Annotated in this window: 16 protein-coding genes and 1 pseudogene; 11 read left to right on the top strand and 6 right to left on the bottom strand. The window is 73.2% G+C overall.

Annotation, left to right across the window (positions count from 1 at the left end; translation table 11 throughout):
• Position 1 precedes the first annotated feature (1 nt).
• Together CLV30_RS21450 and CLV30_RS21445 are read left to right on the top strand one after the other, a co-directional pair.
• Positions 2-2,614, top strand: a complete 2,613-nt coding sequence (locus tag CLV30_RS21450; RefSeq protein ID WP_106539286.1) for a carbohydrate-binding protein — start codon at positions 2-4, stop codon at positions 2,612-2,614.
• An 85-nt stretch (positions 2,615-2,699) separates the two neighbouring features.
• Positions 2,700-3,110 (top strand): hypothetical protein, encoded by a 411-nt coding sequence (locus CLV30_RS21445; protein WP_106539285.1) that lies wholly within the window; start codon positions 2,700-2,702, stop codon positions 3,108-3,110.
• Between the two features lie 20 nt (positions 3,111-3,130).
• Here CLV30_RS21445 and CLV30_RS21440 read toward each other — a convergent pair whose 3' ends face one another.
• Positions 3,131-3,586, bottom strand: coding sequence for a PPOX class F420-dependent oxidoreductase (locus tag CLV30_RS21440; protein WP_106539284.1), 456 nt, complete (start codon positions 3,584-3,586; stop codon positions 3,131-3,133).
• 102 nt (positions 3,587-3,688) lie between these two features.
• Here CLV30_RS21440 and CLV30_RS21435 point away from each other — a divergent pair, with 102 nt between their 5' ends.
• The gene (locus CLV30_RS21435; RefSeq protein ID WP_106539283.1) at positions 3,689-4,543 is read left to right on the top strand and encodes a helix-turn-helix transcriptional regulator; all 855 of its coding nucleotides are present in this window, start codon (positions 3,689-3,691) and stop codon (positions 4,541-4,543) included.
• A gap of 25 nt (positions 4,544-4,568) precedes the next feature.
• On the opposite strand, the gene CLV30_RS21430 is transcribed toward CLV30_RS21435, so the two are convergent.
• The gene (locus CLV30_RS21430; RefSeq protein WP_106539282.1) at positions 4,569-6,017 is read right to left on the bottom strand and encodes a helix-turn-helix transcriptional regulator; all 1,449 of its coding nucleotides are present in this window, start codon (positions 6,015-6,017) and stop codon (positions 4,569-4,571) included.
• A 156-nt stretch (positions 6,018-6,173) separates the two neighbouring features.
• Here CLV30_RS21430 and CLV30_RS21425 point away from each other — a divergent pair, with 156 nt between their 5' ends.
• Entirely contained in the window at positions 6,174-7,433 is a 1,260-nt protein-coding gene (locus CLV30_RS21425) for a glycoside hydrolase family 3 N-terminal domain-containing protein (RefSeq protein ID WP_165358677.1), read from the top strand.
• A gap of 25 nt (positions 7,434-7,458) precedes the next feature.
• On the opposite strand, the gene CLV30_RS21420 is transcribed toward CLV30_RS21425, so the two are convergent.
• A complete protein-coding gene (locus CLV30_RS21420; RefSeq protein ID WP_106539335.1) occupies positions 7,459-7,995 on the bottom strand; it encodes a methylated-DNA--[protein]-cysteine S-methyltransferase in 537 nt (178 codons plus the stop codon).
• 213 nt (positions 7,996-8,208) lie between these two features.
• On the opposite strand from CLV30_RS21420, the gene CLV30_RS21415 reads away from it, so the two are divergent.
• From CLV30_RS21415 to CLV30_RS21395, 5 genes are read left to right on the top strand one after another with little or no spacing between them, the layout of a single operon-like run.
• Entirely contained in the window at positions 8,209-8,838 is a 630-nt protein-coding gene (locus CLV30_RS21415) for a biotin transporter BioY (protein WP_106539280.1), read from the top strand.
• Between the two features lie 9 nt (positions 8,839-8,847).
• Positions 8,848-10,278, top strand: a complete 1,431-nt coding sequence (locus CLV30_RS21410) for a class I adenylate-forming enzyme family protein (RefSeq protein WP_106539279.1) — start codon at positions 8,848-8,850, stop codon at positions 10,276-10,278.
• Complete coding sequence (locus CLV30_RS21405) at positions 10,275-11,438, top strand: thiolase family protein (RefSeq protein WP_205740945.1); 1,164 nt, start codon at positions 10,275-10,277, stop codon at positions 11,436-11,438. The genes CLV30_RS21410 and CLV30_RS21405 overlap by 4 nt, the downstream gene beginning before the upstream one ends.
• Positions 11,439-11,440: 2 nt before the next feature.
• On the top strand, positions 11,441-12,040 hold the full coding sequence (locus tag CLV30_RS21400) for an energy-coupling factor transporter transmembrane component T (protein ID WP_106539278.1): 600 nt from the start codon (positions 11,441-11,443) through the stop codon (positions 12,038-12,040).
• A gap of 35 nt (positions 12,041-12,075) precedes the next feature.
• Positions 12,076-12,873 (top strand): MOSC domain-containing protein, encoded by a 798-nt coding sequence (locus tag CLV30_RS21395; RefSeq protein WP_106539277.1) that lies wholly within the window; start codon positions 12,076-12,078, stop codon positions 12,871-12,873.
• Here the strand turns inward: CLV30_RS21395 and CLV30_RS21390 are convergent.
• From CLV30_RS21390 to CLV30_RS21380, 3 genes are all read right to left on the bottom strand, one after another.
• Positions 12,825-14,414, bottom strand: coding sequence for an alkaline phosphatase D family protein (locus CLV30_RS21390; RefSeq protein WP_106539333.1), 1,590 nt, complete (start codon positions 14,412-14,414; stop codon positions 12,825-12,827). The genes CLV30_RS21395 and CLV30_RS21390 overlap by 49 nt on opposite strands.
• 145 nt (positions 14,415-14,559) lie before the next feature.
• Positions 14,560-15,021 carry a methyltransferase family protein gene (locus CLV30_RS21385; RefSeq protein ID WP_165358676.1) on the bottom strand — a complete coding sequence of 154 codons (462 nt, stop codon included), beginning with the start codon at positions 15,019-15,021 and terminating at the stop codon, positions 14,560-14,562.
• 14 nt (positions 15,022-15,035) lie between these two features.
• Positions 15,036-15,902 carry a formylglycine-generating enzyme family protein gene (locus tag CLV30_RS21380; protein WP_106539275.1) on the bottom strand — a complete coding sequence of 289 codons (867 nt, stop codon included), beginning with the start codon at positions 15,900-15,902 and terminating at the stop codon, positions 15,036-15,038.
• A gap of 203 nt (positions 15,903-16,105) precedes the next feature.
• Here CLV30_RS21380 and CLV30_RS21375 point away from each other — a divergent pair, with 203 nt between their 5' ends.
• Together CLV30_RS21375 and CLV30_RS21370 are read left to right on the top strand one after the other, a co-directional pair.
• Positions 16,106-17,443: a hypothetical protein gene (locus CLV30_RS21375; RefSeq protein ID WP_106539274.1), complete on the top strand. Its 1,338-nt coding sequence runs from the start codon at positions 16,106-16,108 to the stop codon at positions 17,441-17,443.
• Positions 17,444-17,741: 298 nt separating this feature from the next.
• Positions 17,742-17,999: pseudogene (locus CLV30_RS21370) on the top strand (hypothetical protein); the annotation flags it as partial.

The raw sequence follows: 17,999 nt of genomic DNA, 5'->3' as shown, positions 1-17,999 counted from the left end.
CATGAAACGCACGGCTCTGGCCTCGCTCGCGGCGGGTGCGGCGGTGATCACCGCCGGCCTGACCGCGACGGGGCCGCCGTCGGCGGTGGCCGACGACGACCCGCAGCGAATCGTCGTCGACCTCGCCGAACGCACCGGCCCGGTCAAGCACGGCGCGCACGGCACCCTGTACGGCCTCAGCGACGAGGGCGTGCCCAGCGACAACCTGCTCGAGCCGCTGGGCATCCGGACGGCCTCGCAGAAGGCGCCGGAAGGGGAGCAGCACCCGAACGGCGACGCGCTGGACGTGGCGGACTCGTTCTTCCGCAACGGCGGCGACTACATGATGATCTACATGCAGGACATCTACCCGACCTGGCCGTACGACGATTTCGGCTTCCAGGACTACCTCGGCAAGGTCGAGCAGATCGTCGCCGACGTGGTCGCCGACCCGCACCGTGAGAACTACGTCTACGTGCCGTTCAACGAGCCGGACTGGATCTGGTACGGGCTCAACACCGACGACCCGGCCGAGTACGAGCGCAACCGGGACCGTTTCCTGGCCGACTGGAAGACCGTCGTCGAAAAGATCCGCGAACTCGACCCGGGGGCGCGCATCGCCGGACCGAACGAGGCGTACTACGACCGCAGGTTCCTCCCGGACTTCCTGTCCTACGCGAAGAAGCACGACGTCCTCCCGGACGTCATGACCTGGCACACGCTGCCGTCCGACTCGCTGCCGGCCTACCGCGGCGACTACGCCCACTACCGGCAGCTGGAGAAGGACCTCGGCATCGGTCCGCTGCCCATCAACATCAACGAGTGGGGCGGCAACCGCGACCTCACCGTGCCGGGGCAGATGATCCAGTGGATGTCGGCGTTCGAGGAGACCAAGGTCGACGCCGGCGGCCAGGCGTACTGGGCCGCCGCGGGCAACCTGGCCGGCAACGCCGTGCAGACGAACAAGCCGAGCGGCTCGTGGTGGTTCCTGAAGATGTACGCCGACCTCAGCGGCGAGACCGTGCGGGTGACACCGCCGCATCCGAGTGAGCTGGACACGCTGCAGGGCATCGCCGCCGTCGACGACGCGAAGCGGCAGGCACGGGTGCTGGTCGGGGGCAGTGGCGGTGACGCCGACGTGGTCGTCGAGGGAGTCGACCCCGCCCTGTTCGGTGACCAGGTGCGCGTCGATGTCCGCTCCACGACATGGAGCGGGCAGGACGCCGACGCGCCGCCGCCCGCCACGTCGTCGAGCCGGGACGTCGAGGTGTCCGACGACGGGACGATCACCGTTGCGCTGCGCGACCGGGACGTGATGTCCGTGCACGAGATCGTCCTCTCGCCCGGCGGCGCCGGCAGCCACCCGGACACCGACCAGCCGTGGAGCGCGTCGTACGAGGCCGAGGACGCCGAGATCGTCGACGGCACCGTCTACACGCACGGCACGGCGGAGGACTGGAACGAGCACGCGGCGTCGGGCACCCAGGACGTCGGCTCGCTGAACAAGCCCACCAGCTCGGTGACGTTCGACGTCGAGGTGCCCGAGGACGGGCGCTACCGGCTCGGCATCCTGTACGGCAACCAGACCGGGACGGTGTCCCAGCAGGTGCTGCGCGTCGACGGCGCGAACCCGCGGTTCGTCGACTATCCGGCGACGATGACGTGGACCTACCGCGCCCGCAAGGACGTGGCGCTGGAGCTCGACGCCGGTGAGCACCGGATCACGCTCGCCGCGTCCGACCCGGTGCTGGGCGCCGCCACCGGCGAGGCGACCCTCGACCGGATCGACCTCGAGCGGGTTCCCGCGGACGCGTCGCGGCCGATCACCTACGAGGCCGAGCGGGCGCGTACGGCCGACGGCGTGCGGTACCGCTACGACGAGCGCGAGCAGTCCGGCGCCGGGTACGTCGCCGCGGGCAGGCAGGACACCGTGACGTTCGACGTCTACGCGGCCGAGAACGGCTACCACGACCTCGACCTGCGCCGTGCCGGGGGCATGTCGAGCCTGGCGCTCAACGGTGCCGCCGTCGACGGCACCCGGACGAAGCCGACGTCGGCGCGTCGTGGCTGGACACGTGATCGGGAGCGGCTGTTCCTGTCGGCGGGCATGAACCGGGTGACCGTGACGTCCACGACCGGCCGTCCGGCCTTGGTGGACTCGCTGACGGTGCGGCCCGCGGACGGCCCGGTGCAGACGGTCGAGGCCGAGGACGCGGGCAACGAGCTGTCCGGCTCTGCCGTCGTCGAGGAGGCCGAGCACGCCTCGGGCGGCGCGCACGTCGGCGGCGTCGGCCAGGGGGCGGAGAACACCTTCACCCTGAACGTGGAGGCCGCCGAGGCGGGCCGGCACCTGCTCGTCGTGCACTATGCCAACGACGAGCGCGACACCGGCCACGCCTACAACACCGACGTGATCTCCCGGCCGGCGGACATCAGCGTGAACGGCGCCGATCCGCAGCGGAAGTACTTCCGCAACACCTGGGCGTGGGACAACTACTGGGCTGTCGGCGTGCCGGTGACGCTCGAGGAGGGCGCGAACACGATCACGTTCAGCAACGACACCGGGCTGTGGTCGGGCTACGCGCCGAAGCTCGACCGGTTCGAACTGGCGCCGATCCGGGTTCCGGCCGGCTGACCGAACGCCTGATCACGCCGGCGGGCCGCGGACGATCTCGCCGCGCAGTGTTTGTGGACCTCGCCAGGCGGGAAGGACAGGGGTCATGATCCTGCTCGCGCTTCTTCTGCTCGCAGCCGTCGTCGCTCTCGTCGTCGGGGTCGTCCTGGACGGCGGCGAATCGGTGGCGTTCGACGTGTTCACCGTGGGTGTCGACACACCGCTGTGGGGCGTGTTCGCCGGCGGCGTCGGCACCGGGCTGGTCGCGCTGACCGGCGTGATCGCCCTCGTCGCCGGGATCCGGCGGGCACGGGAACGGCGCCGCGAGATCGAGTACCTGCGGCGCAAGGTCGCCCAGCACGAGCGGGCGGCCGGCAGCGACGACGACCAGGAGCCGCGCGACTGGATCGGGCAGTCCGCGGCGCCCGACCGGTCCGGGACGCCAGGCGCCTCCGGCACGGTCGGCGGCTCCTGGATGCCCGACCCGAACACCTCGTCCAGGCACGCGAGCCCGTGAGTGACGTCGCCGGGACCAGTTCAGCTGGTCCCGGCGACGTCGCGTGCGTTCAGCTCGAACACCTCGGCGTCGAGGCCCCACGCCAGGATCCGGCGCGGACGGATCCGGATCCACGCCGGGTCGAACGGCATCATCGCGTCGAGGCGCCGGCCGAGCTGCTCACCGCCTTCGGTGAAGGTCTCGGCCCGGCCGCGGATCTCGACGCCGCGCGGCGTCCACGGATCCGTGGACGCGAGGTCGTCGACCACGAACGCCACGTCCGGCCGGAGCCGGGCGTCGGTGAACTTCTTGCTCGCCGCCATGTTCGTGCCGGTGTGCCCGGCGACGACGATCGCCTGCTCCTCCAGATCGACGAAGACGCCGACGGGCATGACGTGCGGGCGTCCCTGCGCGTCGACCGTCGCGAACCGGCCGAGGAACTGGCTCTTCAGGTACTGGATCTCCACGTCGGTGAAGACCGCGTCGTGTGTCGTCATGTGCCGACCGTGCCGGACCGGCGGCGGATGAGGAAGGCCGCGCGAGACCTAGCCCTCCGGGAGCCACCCTCGGCCGCGCGGCGGTGCCGGTAGCCTTGTGACGTGGCCGACAACGAACTGGGTGCCTTCCTGCGCGCCCGCCGGGATGCCGTCACCCCTGGCGACGTGGGGCTGCCGCCGGGTGGGCGCCGGCGCACCCCGGGCCTGCGCCGGTCCGAGCTCGCCACCCTCGCGGGCATCAGCGTCGACTACCTGGTCCGCCTCGAGCAGGGCCGTGACCAGCATCCGTCCACCCAGGTGCTGACGGCGTTGGCCGACGCGCTGCGGCTGACCGCCGACGAGCGGGTGCACCTGCGCAATCTCGCCAAGGTCGCCGAGAACGACTTCCTCTGCCCCGAGGTCGAGGCGCCCTCCAGCACCGTCCGGGCGAGCGCGCAGAGCCTGCTCGAACGTCTCGAGCCGGCCCCGGCGGTGCTGCTCAATCGCACGGCCGACGTCCTGGCCTGCACGTCCGGCTACGAGCGCCTGGCGGGTCCGCTCGGCATCCTGGACGCGCCGCTGCCGAACCTCGTCCGGTACGTGTTCACCGACGCCCGGGCGCGTGAGTTCTACCCGGACTGGGAGCGTGTCGCCGACGAGCACGTCGCCGGCCTGCGCATGGACGCCGGCCGCGTCGACCCGTACCTGACGGCGTTCGCCGAGGAGTTGGCCCTCGCGGCCGGGCCCGCGTTCAGCGAGCGGCTCGAGAGCCCGCTCGACCTGCCCGGCCACCCACGCCACGAGCGACTCGTCCACCCGGACGTGGGCGAGTTGTCGCTGGAGTGCGAGACGCTCGATCTCGCCGGCGCGACCGACCAGCGGCTGCTCGTCTATCTTCCCGCCGACGACGTCAGCGGCGCCGCTCTCGATCGCCTCGCCGGCCGTCGGCCCGGGGCGCTGCGCGCGGTCAGCAGCTGAGCGCGGTTCAGCAGCCGAGGACGGGTCACTGCGACGGCCCGTGCCGGTCGAGGAACCGGTAGACGTCGGTGTCGTCGACTCCGGGAAACGTCCCCGGCGGCAGCGCCGCCAGCAGGTGCGAATGGGCCCGGGCACTGGGCCAGGCGTACTTCTCCCAGCGCATCGCCAGCTCGGCGGGCGGGCGGCGGCAACACGACGGGTCGGGGCAGGTAGAACGCGCGCGGACGGTGGTGTCGCGTCCCTGGAACCACTTGACGTGCGCGTACGGCACGCCGACGTCGATGGCGAAGTCGCCCTCACCGGTGCGTTCGACATGGGTGGTGCACCAGTACGTCCCGCGGTCCATGTCGGTGTACTGGTAGTGCGTCGAGTACCGGTCGGCGGACTCGAACACCGCGCGCGCGGCCCAGTACCGGCAGGTGAGCTGGCCCTCGATCGCGCCGGTCACGTCCTGCGGGAAGTTGACGTCGTCGTTCTCGTACGCCTTGTAGATCACGCCGTCCTCGCCCACGCGCATGAAGTGCACCGGTAGCCCGAGGTGCCGCGTCGCCAGGTTGGTGAAGCGGTGCGCCGCGGTTTCGTACGAGACCGCGAAGACGTCACGGAGGTCGTCGATGGCCAGTTCCTTGTTGGCTTTGGCGCGCTGCAGGAAGTCGACCGCGGCGTTCTCGGGCACGAGCATGGCGGCCGCGAAGTAGTTCGCCTCGACCCGCTGGCGCAGGAAGTCCGCGTACCCGGTCGGGTCCTCGTGGTGCAGTGCGAAGTGCCCGAGCGTCTGCAGCACGATGTAGCGCGGGTCGTGTCCGCCGCGGGGTGCCGGCGGCAGGTAGATGCGACGGTTGCGCAGGTCGGTGATGGACCGGGTCGCTCGCGGCAGGTCGGGGACGCGGTGCAGGGTGAAGCCCAGGTGCGCGGTGAGCTCGTTCAGCCCGCGCTGGGTCAGCGGGCCGCCGGCGTGCCCGACGGCGGTGGAGATCCCGGCGGCGACCTGCTCGATCTCGGCGAAGTAGTTGTCGCGCTCGCGCATGTGGTGCCGGAGCTCGACGTTGGCCCGCCGCGCCTCCTCCGGCGTCGCCGACCGCACCGTCGCGCGGCGGTCGAGCTCGCGGTGCAGGCCGACGAGCGCGGTCAGCACCTCGGTGGACAGGGTGGCGGTGCCGCGGATCTCGGGCAGGCCGAGCGAGGTGTACAGCGGCCGGGCCTGTGCCTGGTGCAGCGCGATCTCCAGCGCCGCCCGCTCCGACGGAGGCTCGTTCTTCATCAGGTCCGCGACACCGACGCCGAGCTCGCGCGCGATCGACTGCAGCAGCGCCAGCCGCGGCTCGCGCTTGCCGTTCTCGATCTGCGACAGCAGCGACGGCGCGCGCTGCACCTGGTCCGCGAGCTCGCCCAGCGTGAGCTTCTTCGCCTTGCGGGCGTGCCGGATGCGGCGGCCGAGGGTGACGAGGTCGGTGTCGTCGTCCGCAGCCGTCATACCGTCCACCGTCCTCGTATGAGCGAAAATCGGCCGAATTTCACTCATCGTAACCCGAGACAGTGCCCGAGCTGCGCCATCACGGTGTCGGCAACGGAAAGTTCGAGCGAGTGCGTCGGTCCGGAGACGCCACGGCGCACCTGTCACGATGGTCCGATGCGGATGACGACGGGGTGGCCGGCCGGTTGGGTCGCCTGTGTGGCGGCACTCGCGTTGAGCCTGACCGGGTGCGGCGGGTCGGACGACACCGCGGCGCCGGACGGCACGTCGCCGGAGCGGACGTCACCGCCGGGCGAGCCGTCGCCGACCGGGCAACACCCGACCGGGCCGGCGGGAACCACCGGTCCGGACGACCCGGACCCCGCCGCGTCCTGCCCGGAACGGACCCTGGACCGGCTGAACCTGGCCGAACGGGTCGGGCAGCTGTTCATGGGCGGCGTCCAGGTCGGCGAGTCGCCGGCCTTCGTGTCGCAGAAACTGGCCGACACGCACGTCGGGTCGGTGCTGTTCATCGGACAGCTGACCGGCGGGACCGACGCGTCGGCGCGTGCGGCGGAGCGCGCTCGCACGGTCGCCGGCTCGCCCGGCGGCGCCCGGCCGTTCGTGGCGGTCGACCAGGAGGGCGGGCTCGTCCAGCACCTGAAGGGCCCGGGGTTCTCCACGATGCCGTCGGCACAGGAGCAGGCGGAGATGAGCACCGACGAGCTGCGCGCCGCGGCCGCGTCGTGGGGCGAGGAGCTGCGCGCCGGCGGCATCGACGTCGACCTGGCCCCGGTGGCCGACGTGGTGCCGGAGGACATCGGCGCCGCGAACGAGCCGGTCGGCGCCATCGAGCGCGGCTACGGCTCCGACGCACAGGAGGTGTCCAGCTACGTCGAGGCGTTCGTCGAAGGCATGGACGCGGCAGGGGTGGCCACCGCCGTCAAGCACTTCCCCGGACTGGGCAAGGTCGAGGGCAACACCGACTTCTCCAGCGGCGTGGTCGACACCCGGACCTCGCGGGACGACCCCGACCTGGCGCCGTTCGGGGCCGGGCTCGACGCGGGGGCGGAGTTCCTGATGGTGTCGCTGGCGACCTACGATCGCATCGACCCGGAGCGGCGAGCGGTGTTCTCGCCCACGATCATCGACGGCATGATCCGCGACGATCTGGGTTTCGACGGCGTGGTGGTCTCCGACGACCTGGCCGCGGCCGCGGAGGTGCAGTCGGTGCCGCCGGGGGAGCGCGCGCTGAACTTCCTGGAGGCTGGCGGTGACATCGTGATCGCCTCGACGGCCGAGGTGCTGCCGGAGATGACGCAGGCGGTGATCGACCGCGCCGGCTCGGACCCCGCGTTCGCCGGCACCGTCGACGAGCACGCGCTGCGGGTGCTCGAAACGAAGGCGCGGATGGGGCTGCTGAACTGCTCGGGATGACGCCGGGTGGGCCCGGCCGCAGGTGTCACAGGTGGTCGGGGCTCCAGTCGAACGTCGGCGGCAGCACCCCCTCGAGGGTGAGCAGCCAGCGTTTGACCTCGAGCCCGTTGGTACCGTCGCCGCCGCTGTACCCGCCGAGGCCGTCGTGCGCGAGCACCCGGTGGCACGGCACCACCACCGGCAGCGGATTGGACCCCATGACGGCGCCGATGCCCCTGGCCGGGACGCTCGTGCCGCTGCGCTCGGCCAGCTCGCCGTAGGTGACCGACCGGCCGTAGCCGACCGTGGCGTGGAGGGTCTGCAGCACGACCCGCGCCGTGCCGGACACGAACCGCCAGTCGAGGGGCAGGTCGAACGCGCGCAGCTCACCGCGGAAGTACGCGGCGAGTTGCGTCGTCACCGCGCGTACCCGTGCCTGGTCGCCGGCTGCGGGCAGCGCGGCTCCGGCGACGTGGCGGCGCGCCCAGGAGACCCGGGCCAGCCCGGTGGACGTGACCGCCACCGTGATGTGCCCGACCGGTGTGTCCAGGCCGCCGAGCGCGACGTCGTTGCTGGTCGTCATGGAGACCATGGTGCCCGCCGACACCGACAGCCGACGGCGCCGCCGCGGAGGGAATTGTGCGAGTCCTCCAAGACCCGCGTGCGCCCGTGATGCGAACCGTCGTGTACCGAAGCCCCTCCGGCGGGTCATGGTTGGACAGGCACGCCGATGGCCGCCGCCGGCGGCCATGCCGTAAGCCGCCGCCGGCGGCCTTGTCCCTTCCGGAGGTAGCAGATGGCACGACCGGGCCGACGTCTCGCGGACCGGAGCCGGCTGTCGGCCGCGGACATGTCCCGGGTCGCGGTGTTCGCCGGCCTGATCGCCGTGCTCGGCGTGCCCGGGTCGTTCGCGCTGTTCGGCAACGCGGTACCGGTGACGCTGCAGTCCATGGGCATTCTGCTGTGCGGGGCCATCCTGGGGGCGCGGCGCGGCGCGCTGGCCGTGCTGGTCCTGCTGGCCCTGGTCGCGACCGGGTTGCCGCTGTTGGCAGGCGGCCGCGGCGGCCTCGGCGTCTTCGCGGGCCCGTCGGTGGGCTACCTGGCCGGCTGGGTGGCCGCGGCGGCGGTCGTGGGCTGGCTCGTCGAGCGCGCCGGCCGGCGGCCCGCGCTGCCGTGGGTGCTGGGCGCCTGTCTGACCGGCTCCGCGGTGGTCCTGGTCATCGGGGTGCCGGTCCAGTCGTTCGTCACGGGGGTTCCGCTCGGCGAGACGATGCTGATCTCGGCCGCGTTCCTGCCGGGTGACGCGGCCAAGGCGGTGTTCGCCGCGGTCGTGACCACCGGCACCCAGCGTGCGTACCCGGCCGCCGCTCCGGGAGCGCGCCGGGTCGCGGCGGCGGACGGGCCGCCCGCGCCGGGCGAGGGGTGAGCCGCGTCGATGCCGATCGCTCGCAGGCTTCTCGACCACGCCGCACGCACACCTGAGCGGATCGCGGTGCGCTGCGGCGGGAGCGTCCGCAGCTACGGCGAACTGGCCGGGGACGTGACCGACGCCGCGGCGGCGTGGCGCGCGGCCGGCCTGCCGGTGCGCGGACGCCGGCTCACCCCCGCCGGCGGGAGGGCCGGCGACGTGGTCGCGATCGGTTCCGCGGACCCGGTCGAGGCGCTGACGGCGGTCGTCGCCGCGGACCTGGTCGGTGTCGTGCCGCTGGTGTGCGAACCGGCAACGCACGAGGAGGTCGTCGACGCGCTGGCCCCTGCGGCGCGGGTCCGTGGCGCCGCCACGTCGATCGAACCGGCCGGCGAGCATGCGTGGGACGCGCACGGCGACGCCGCGTCAGCGGAGGCCGCGTGGGCGGGGTTCACCTCCGGCAGCAGCGGGCGGCCGCGGGCGGTCGTGCGCTCGGCGGCCTCCTGGGTGGACAGCTACGACGCCGTCTCGGCGCTGACCGGCATCACGCCCGCCGACACCGTGCTCGTGCCCGGCTCGCCGGCCACGTCCCTGACCGCGTTCGCCGCGCTGCACACCCTGGCCGTCGGGGCGACGCTGCAGCTCGCCCCGGACTGGTCGGACAGCGCCGTCGCCGCGTGCCTGCCCGGGGTCGACGTGGCGCACCTGGTGCCGCACGCGCTGGACGCGGTGGTCGGCCGGATCGCCGCCGGTGACCAGACCCGGCTGCGCACCGCCGTCGTGGGCGGCGCAGCGCTGCCGGACGGGCTCCGCGAGCGCGCCGCCGCGGCGGGCGTCGACGTGCTCGCGTACTACGGCGCCGCCGAGCTCTCGTTCGTCGCCGTGGACACCGACGGCACCGGGCTCCGGCCGTTCCCCGGTGTGCGGATCGACGTGCGCCAGCGCTCCGGGGCCGACGGCGACGGCACCGGCGAGCTCTGGGTCCGCTCGCCGTGGCTCGCGCACGGTTACCTCGCGGGTGCGCCTGGCCCGCTGCGGTGGGACGAGAACGGCTGGGCGAGCGTCGGTGACCTCGCCGACCCGGGACCGCCGCTGCGGCTACGCGGGCGTGCCGACGGCGCCGTGCTGACGGGCGCGGCCACCGTCGTCCCGGAGGACGTCGAAGCGGTGCTGTCGCAGGTCCCGGGCGTGCGTGACGTCGTCGTGGTCGGCACCCGGCACGAGCGGCTGGGCGCGGTGGTGACCGCGGTGGTCGAGCACCGCACGCGGGACGACGGGCCCGCCGCCCCGCGTGCGGCGCTTGAAGCGGCGGCCCGGCGAGGGCTCGCGCCCGCGCAGCGCCCGCGGCGCTGGGTGGCGGTCGGCTCGCTGCCGCGGACGCCGTCGGGCAAGCCCGCGCGCACCGCGATCGGGCACGCGCTGGCGGCCGGCACCCTCGACGTGCGGCCGTGGTCGTGAGCGCCGCCGTCCCCGCGCGACCGGACGCCGCGGTGGTGGTCGCCGCGCGGCGCACGCCGATCGCGACGACCGGGCGGGCGTTCGGCACCGTCGCCGTCGACCGGCTGGCGGCGACGGCCCTGACGGCGGTGGCCGACGACGCGGACGGGCTCGGGCCGGTGGACGACGTGGTCCTGGGCAACTGCACCGGACCGGGCGGAAACGTGGCCCGGGTCGCGGCGCTGTCGGCCGGCCTCGGGGTGGGCGTGCCGGGGGTGACGGTGGACCGCCAGTGCGGCAGCGGCCTCGCCGCCGTGCTGCACGCCGCAGATCACGTGCGCGGCGGGGACGCCGGGCTGGTCCTGGCGGGCGGGGCGGAGAGCGCGTCGACCGCGCCGCTGCGGGTCCGGCGCTCAGCCGCCGGCGACGAGCCGTACGAGCGGGCGCCGTTCGCGCCGCCGGAGTTCGGCGACCCGGACATGGGCGCCGCGGCCGACCGCCTGGCCGGCTCGTGCGGGGTCGGGCGACAACGTCAGGACCGCTATGCGCAGGCGAGCCACGCGAAGGCGCTGCGGGCGCGTGAGCAGGGGAGGTTCGACGCCGAGACCGTCCCCGTCGGCGAGGTCGAGCACGACGACCGCCCGCGCCGGCTGTCGATGTCGGTGCTGGCCCGGATGCCCGCCGCGTTCGTCCCGGACGGCACGGTGACGGCCGGGAACTCGTGCGCGAACAGTGACGGGGCCGCCGCGGTGGCCGTGGTGCCCGAGTCGGCCCGCGCCGGACGGCCCGGACTGCGCCTGGTCGCGGGCAGTGTCACCGGCTGCGACCCGCGGCTGCCCGGCTGGGGGCCCGTCGATGCCGTGCGCCGGGTGCTGGACCGGGCCGGCGCGGACGTGTGCGACCTGGCCGCGGTCGAGATCGTCGAGGCGTTCGCCGGGCAGGTGCTGGCGGTGACGGACGCGCTGGGTCTCGACCCGCTGGAGGTCGACGCGGGTGTGGTGTGCGCCGACGGCGGCGCCCTGGCGCTGGGGCATCCGTGGGGTGCCACCGGCGCGGTCGTCGTCGTACGGCTGTTCAGCCGGCTGGTGCGCGACGGCGCGGCCGCCGGGACGCTGGGCCTGGCGACGGCCGCCGTCGGCGGCGGCATGGGCGTGGCCGCGGTGTTCGAGGTGGTCCGGTGAGCATGATCACCGGCGCGTACGTCGCGGGGACGTCGCCGCTGCATCGTGCCCCGGCCGGCGGCAAGTTGGCCGGGCTGGCGCTCGCGTGCACCGCCCTGCTGCTGGCTCGGGAGCCGTGGTCCGTCGGGGTCGCCGCCGCCGGGGTGGCCGCGATGTACGCGCTGGCCCGGGTGCGGCCGGCCGCGGCGTGGGCGCAGGTGCGGCCGCTGCGCTGGTTCGTGCCGGTGCTGCTGGTGGTCCAGTTGCTGATCACCGACGCCGGGTCCGCGGTGTCGCTGACGGCGCGGATCGTGCTGGCGGTCGCGCTGGCCGGGCTGGTGACGCTGACGACGCGGATGAGTGAGCTGATGGGTGCCCTCGAACGTGGCATGTCGCCGCTGCGCCGGGTCGGCGTGGACCCGCGGCGGGTGTCACTGCTGCTGTCGTTGGCGATCCGCAGCGTGCCGGTCGTCGCCGGTATCGCCGGCCGCGTCCGCGACGCACAACGTGCCCGTGGCCGCGAACGCAGCATCCGCGCGTTCGCCGTCCCGCTGGTCGTCGGTGTGTTGCGCCAGGCGGACGCGCTCGGCGAGGCGCTGCAGGCGCGCGGGCTGGACGACTGAACGACGGACGGGACGACGGACGGGGAGAACGACGGATGCGCGTGGTGCGGATCGCGACGACGCCGGTGAAAGGCATGGCACACGTGCCGCGCCGCGACGTCGCGCTGACGGTCGACGGGGTGCCGGACGACCGGGTGTTCTGCCTGTTCGAGACCGCCACCGGCCGGGTGGCGCGCACCGCCGAGAACCCGGCACTGCTGGCGTGCCGCGCCGACTGGGCCCCGCCGTCACTGACCGTGCACACCCCGATCGGCACCGTCACCGGCGGGGTGGCCGAGGCCGGCCCCGTCACCGGCGACTACTGGGGGCGCCGCGTCGGCCTGAACGTCGTCGACGGGCCGTGGTCGGCGTTGCTGAGCCGCTACCTCGGACGCGAGGTCCGGCTGTGCCGCCGGCGGGAGCCGGGAGCCGTGATCTGGGCCGGACCGGTCTCGCTGGTGACCACGTCGTCGCTGGCCGAGCTCGCCCGGCGTACCGGAGCGCCGGACGAGGACGGGGCACGGTTCCGGCCGACACTGGTCGTGGACACGCCGGGCCGGCCGCCGTTCTGCGAGGACGCGTGGGTCGGCGTGCAGCTCCGGGTCGGGCCGGCCGTCGTGACCGTCCGCGGCGCGCTGCCGCGCTGCGCCGTCGTCGACCGCGAGCCCGGAGCGGGGTGCCGCGACCATCGTGTCCTGGCCGCGCTGGCCGCCGACCGGACCCGCGCCGGCGAGATCGCCTTCGGCGTGCAGGGCGACGTGGTGAACGCCGGGCGGGTCACGGTCGGTGCCGAGGTCGCGCTCGCTCAGCCCTCCGACACGTCCTGGATGCCGGCTCGGCCGGCCTCGACGTAGACGCTGGCGCGGGTCCTGATCGGGGCGCCGCGCTCGGTCACGTACGGAACGACGCGGTAGTCGGTGCGCCATTCGTCCTGCGTGACCACGCACCTGGCGTATCCGCGCTGGACGTTGTGGAACTTCATGTGCGGATTCTCCGCGAGCCAGCGCCGGCCCCAGTCGTCGGTGTCCTGCCCGTCGCCGCCGGAGCTGATGGAGGTGCCGAGGAACTCCGTGCCCACGGCGCGCGACTCGGGGTCGTCGAAGTCGACGGTGAGATCCGAGGCCACGCTGCGGTGCGCGTCCCCGGTGAGCACGACGAAGTTCTGCACGCCGCGCTCCTGGATACCGGTGAACAGCCGGGACCGGGCCGCGGCGTAACCGTCCCACGTGTCCATGCCGAACGCTTGCTCGGGACCGTACGCCGAGTCGGCCTGCATCATGAAGATCTGGTTCGCCATCACGTTCCACGTGGTGGGAGAGCCGCCGAGACCGTCCAGCAGCCACGACTCCTGCTCGGTGCCGAGCAGCGTGCGGCTCGGGTCGAGGCGCTCTTCGCAGTCGAACCTCCGGCCGTCCCCGCAAGCCTGGTCGTCGCGGTACTGGCGGGAGTCGACGACGTTGAGCTGGGCGAGGTTGCCGTAGGTGAGGCGCCGGTACAGCTGCATGTCGTACCCGCTCGGCATCGAGGAGCGGCGCAGCGGCATGTTCTCGTAGTACGCCTGCAGCGCCGCGGCGCGCCGGGCGAGGAACTCCGGTCCGCCGGCACCGTGCCCGTCGACCTCGTCGGCCCAGTTGTTGTCGACCTCGTGGTCGTCCAGCACGACCACCCACGGGAAGGCGGCGTGCGCGGCCTGCAGGTCGGGGTCGCTCTTGTACTGCCCGTAACGGATCCGGTAGTCCGCCAGCGAACGGCACTCGACCGTGGGAAGGTGCCCGCGGCCGAGGCTGCCCTGAGCGGTACCTTCGTAGATGTAGTCGCCGAGGTGGACCACGAGGTCGAGGTCTTCGTCCGCCATGTGCCGGTAGGCGTTGAAGTAGCCGGCGGGATAGTTCTGGCAGCTGGCGAAGGCGAACGTCATCGACGACAGCGCCGCGCCGGCCGCCGGTGCGGTGCGGGTGTGTCCCACCGGGCTGACCTCGCGGCCGGCGCGGAAGCGGTACCAGTAGTCCCGGCCCGGCTGCAGCCCGTCGACCTCCGCGTGCACCGAGTGCGCCAGGTCGGCACTGGCGCGTTCGGTGCCGGCCCGGACGACGTGGCGGAACCGTGGGTCCTCGGCGATCTGCCACTGGACCGGGACGGTACGAGGCGACATGCCGGCGCGCCCGTCGGGTGCCAGCGGGTCCGGTGCCAGCCGCGTCCAGAGCACGACACCGTCCGGGCGCGGGTCACCCGAGGCCACGCCGAGCCGGAACGGATCGTCGGGGAAGGCGGAGGCGTTCGCCGGGATGGTGGCGAATCCGGTGACCGTCGAGGTGGCGGCGACGAGCCCGCCACCCCCGGCGAGTGTGAGGAATCGGCGGCGGTCGAGTGGCGTCGTGCGTCGTTGATCGGACACGTACTCCTCCAGGCGTGGGGAACGGACGGCGATCACATCACGCACGGCATACTAGGAGTCGACTCGCGGTTAACGTACTGGTTAACACTGATTTGTGTATTTCATCCAGAAACGCCGGGTGTTCCGCGGCAGAGATCGATGACGCTCACAGCCAGCGGCGGACCCGGCGGCGGTAGGCGGCGTAGTCGTCGCCGAACTCCCGCGCCAGCACCCGCTCCTCGTACGGGATGCCCCACACGTTCATCGCCACGAACTCCAGTGCCACGAGCACCAGCGCGCCGAGACTGCCCAGCAGCACGGCGATCCCCAGCGTCAGCAGGACCATCGCCAGGTAGAGCGGATTGCGGGAGAACCGGAACACGCCGTCGTCGATCAGCCGCGTCGGGACGTCGGTGTACATCCCGCCCTGACCGTGCCGGCCGATCGCGCGCTGCTGCCCGCCGGCCAGGACCAGCCCGGCCGCGATGACCGCGAGGCCGGCCAGCGTGGCCGGGAACGTCAGCAGCTGCGGCCCCGGCGTGACCAGGTGCACCGGGCCGATGAGCAGCAGCGTTCCGAAGAACGCCAGGTAGGGCGGCAGCCGCGACGGCTGCCCGGCGTCGTCCACGGCCCGTCCTCGGCTCAGCCGGACGCGACGTCGGCGGCGCAGCGGAATCCGGTGTTCCCGGTGGAACTGTCCGGCGTGTTCCGGGTCCGGGCGGCGACCCGGTAGCGGTTGCAGTAGGACTCGTGGCACAGGTAACTGCCGCCGCGGGTCACCCGGAACTCGCCCTCGGGCGGGCCGGCGGGGTCGGTGCGCGTCTCGGGGCGCTGCTCAGCGTGCCAGGTGGTGCTCCACCAGTCGGCGCACCACTCCCAGACGTTCCCGGCGACCTCGTAGAGACCGAGTCCGTTGGGGGCGTACGACTTGACCGGCGCCGGGCCGACGTGACCGTCGTCGGCGGTGTTGGTGCGCGGGAACGTGCCCTGCCAGATGTTGCACCGCCAGCGGTTCTTCGGGACCAGCTCGTCGCCCCAGGCGTACTTCGCCTGATGCAGCCCGCCGCGGGCGGCCATCTCCCACTCGGCCTCGGTGGGCAGCCGCTTGCCCGCCCAGGCCGCATAGGCGGCGGCGTCGCGCCAGGACACGTGGACGACAGGGTGCTGCGGGCGGGTGTCGACGTCGGACCCGGGGCCTTCGGGGGCACGCCAGGTCGCGCCCTCGACCGCGAGCCACCACTGCGCGCCCGGCACGGTCGCGTCCATGACATGTGGACGCTGCTCGGCGCCGATGAACATGTGGAACACGAACGACCAGCCGAACCGCTCGGCGTCGGTCTCGTAGCCGGTGGCCTTGACGAACGCGTTGAACTGGCGGTTGGTCACGGCCGTCGTGTCGATGAGGTACGGCGACAGCCGGACGGTGCGCACCGGGCCCTCGCCATCGTCGGGGAACGCGTCCGGGTCGTCACCACCCATCGAGAACTCGCCGCCGGGGATCGACGCCATACCACGTGCGACCTCACGATGTTCGCGCTTCGGCGGGGTGAACGGAAGCTCGACGACGTCGGCGGCCGCTCCGCCGTGGTCCGCCGATGGTCCGCAACACGCTGACACGGTGACCGCCTCTCTCCGCCGGGTTCGTCTGGCTGGTCCCTACCGTATCGAGTCCGGCCTGAGCCCCGGCAGGTGCGGCCGCTAGCCTCCTTGTCGTGCTCGGGTTGTCGGTGGCGGCGTTCACGGTCGCGTGGTGGCTCGGGCTCTACCTGCTCGGTCGCGACCGCACCGACCCGGTGATGTCGCGTTCAGGTGCCGGGCTGCTGGCCTACGCCGCCGCGCTCGTGCTGGAACCGTTCGACACCGACTGGACCGTCGATCCCGGTGCCGTGCTGGCCGGGCTGCCGGTGCTGATCTGGACCGGCGTGCTGGTCGCGCTGCTTCCGGCCGAGCATCCGCTGCGCCAGGGCGCCGAGCTGTCGTGGCGGCGCACCGTCCTGCCCGCCGGGACGGTGGCACTGGTGCTGGCCTCGTGGCTGGGTGGCCCGTGGGAGGTCGCCGCGACGGCGCTGGTGCTGGTCCCGTTGGCGGCGGCACTCGTGCTGCTGGTGCGGGCGCGTAGTGTGACGAGCGGACGCGATGGCATCGTCGTGCTGGTCACGCTGCTGTTCGGTCTCGGTGTGGCGCTGCTGCTGATGCCGCTCGACTGGGTGCCAGACGGGCTCGTACTGGCCGGGATCGGCCTCGACCTGGTGGTGCTGGGCGTGGTGGCCGCGGTCACGAACGCGCTGGAGTCCGGCGAGGCGCTCGCCGCCGACCTGCGCCGCTCGGCCATGGGCGCCGGCTTCGTGGCGGTGGTGTTCGGTGGCCAGGTCGGCGTGGTCCTCGCCGGTGTCGACGACGACGCGGCGCTCCGGCCGCTGGTGTTCGGCATCGTGGCGACAGCGGTCGCGCTGGTGACGCTCGCCAGCCCGCTGCAGGCGATGGCCGACCGGTTCGTGTTCGCCGGCACACCGCGGCTGCGCGACGAACGGTCCGAGCTGCGTGCGGCCACCGACGCGCTTCCGCGCAGGGACGAGCACCACGAGCTCGCGGCGATGGACGAGACCGCCTTCACCCGGCTGGTCCGCGATGCGCTGCGACACTACGGCGACCTCGGCAAGCTGGTGTCCAGCCCGCTGACCCGGCTGCCCGCGGTCGACGAGCGGCTCGCCGCGCGCGGCGGACCCGAACAGTCGCTGGACCGTGCGGTCGAGCTGAAGGCGATCCTGCTGGAGAGCATCGAGCGGCTGCGCCCGCGCGAGCAAGTGTTCGGCACCAGCGACGAGTGGCGCCACTACAACGCGTTGTACTTCCCGTACGTCGCCGGCATCCGTCCCTACCGTCGCCAGCCCGACCTCAGCAGCCTGGACGAGACCTCGCGGCGCGCCTTCGACTGGTTCCGCAGGTACGTGCCGGAACGCACGCTGTACAACTGGCAGCACGCGGCGGCGCGGCTGGTCGCCGCGGACATCAAGGTGCACACCCTGCGCGCCGTCGACGGTGACGGTTAGTCGACTTGCCCGGCGGCGGTCGCCGGCCCATCTCCGCGATGTCGTGGACCGCTGACGTCTGCGCTCGTCGTCGCCGCCGGGCAGATCGGCGTGTGTCTGTCCGGTCTTGGCGGGGTTGGTCTTGGCGGAGTTGGTCAAGCAGGGCGTGGTTGCCCGGAGGTGATGGCTTGGTTGCCCTGTTCGGGGCAACCGGTTGCCCTGAGGAATCATGGTGGTCATCTCTATGGATTCGAACGCGTGTCCGGTTGAATGGAGGGTGTAGGCGCGATCCTTCGGCCGGACGAATAGGGGTGACTGTGTGAGCGACGACGACGCGACACCCGAGGGCGCCTGGGCGGTCGCCGGGCTGGGGCGGGCGCATGGGCCGGAGTTGGCGGTGTTGCTGGCCGAGGTCGACGTTCAGGCGTTGTCCGCGCACGAGCTGGTCGTGGTGCTGCAGGCGCAGGAACGCCTCAAGGCGTACGTCGAGGCGGTTCAGGTGGATGCGCTGGCCGAGTTGTGTGAGCGCCCGGAGTACGCGCGCTGTAGCTGCCCGGTCGACGTGGTGCACGAGCAC

The organism is Haloactinopolyspora alba, assembly GCF_003014555.1.
Classification (GTDB): domain Bacteria; phylum Actinomycetota; class Actinomycetes; order Jiangellales; family Jiangellaceae; genus Haloactinopolyspora; species Haloactinopolyspora alba.
This window is presented reverse-complemented; position numbering and strand designations above follow the sequence as displayed.

What these genes read in the sequence shown, in the direction of transcription:
- CLV30_RS21450 (WP_106539286.1), top strand. Translation starts at nt 2, where the DNA reads ATGAAACGCACGGCTCTGGCCTCGCTCGCGGCGGGTGCGGCGGTGATC.
- CLV30_RS21445 (WP_106539285.1), top strand. Translation starts at nt 2,700, where the DNA reads ATGATCCTGCTCGCGCTTCTTCTGCTCGCAGCCGTCGTCGCTCTCGTC.
- CLV30_RS21440 (WP_106539284.1), bottom strand. Translation starts at nt 3,586, where the DNA reads ATGACGACACACGACGCGGTCTTCACCGACGTGGAGATCCAGTACCTG.
- CLV30_RS21430 (WP_106539282.1), bottom strand. Translation starts at nt 6,017, where the DNA reads ATGACGGCTGCGGACGACGACACCGACCTCGTCACCCTCGGCCGCCGC.
- CLV30_RS21425 (WP_165358677.1), top strand. Translation starts at nt 6,174, where the DNA reads ATGCGGATGACGACGGGGTGGCCGGCCGGTTGGGTCGCCTGTGTGGCG.
- CLV30_RS21420 (WP_106539335.1), bottom strand. Translation starts at nt 7,995, where the DNA reads ATGACGACCAGCAACGACGTCGCGCTCGGCGGCCTGGACACACCGGTC.
- CLV30_RS21415 (WP_106539280.1), top strand. Translation starts at nt 8,209, where the DNA reads ATGGCACGACCGGGCCGACGTCTCGCGGACCGGAGCCGGCTGTCGGCC.
- CLV30_RS21410 (WP_106539279.1), top strand. Translation starts at nt 8,848, where the DNA reads ATGCCGATCGCTCGCAGGCTTCTCGACCACGCCGCACGCACACCTGAG.
- CLV30_RS21400 (WP_106539278.1), top strand. Translation starts at nt 11,441, where the DNA reads ATGATCACCGGCGCGTACGTCGCGGGGACGTCGCCGCTGCATCGTGCC.
- CLV30_RS21395 (WP_106539277.1), top strand. Translation starts at nt 12,076, where the DNA reads ATGCGCGTGGTGCGGATCGCGACGACGCCGGTGAAAGGCATGGCACAC.
- CLV30_RS21380 (WP_106539275.1), bottom strand. Translation starts at nt 15,902, where the DNA reads ATGGCGTCGATCCCCGGCGGCGAGTTCTCGATGGGTGGTGACGACCCG.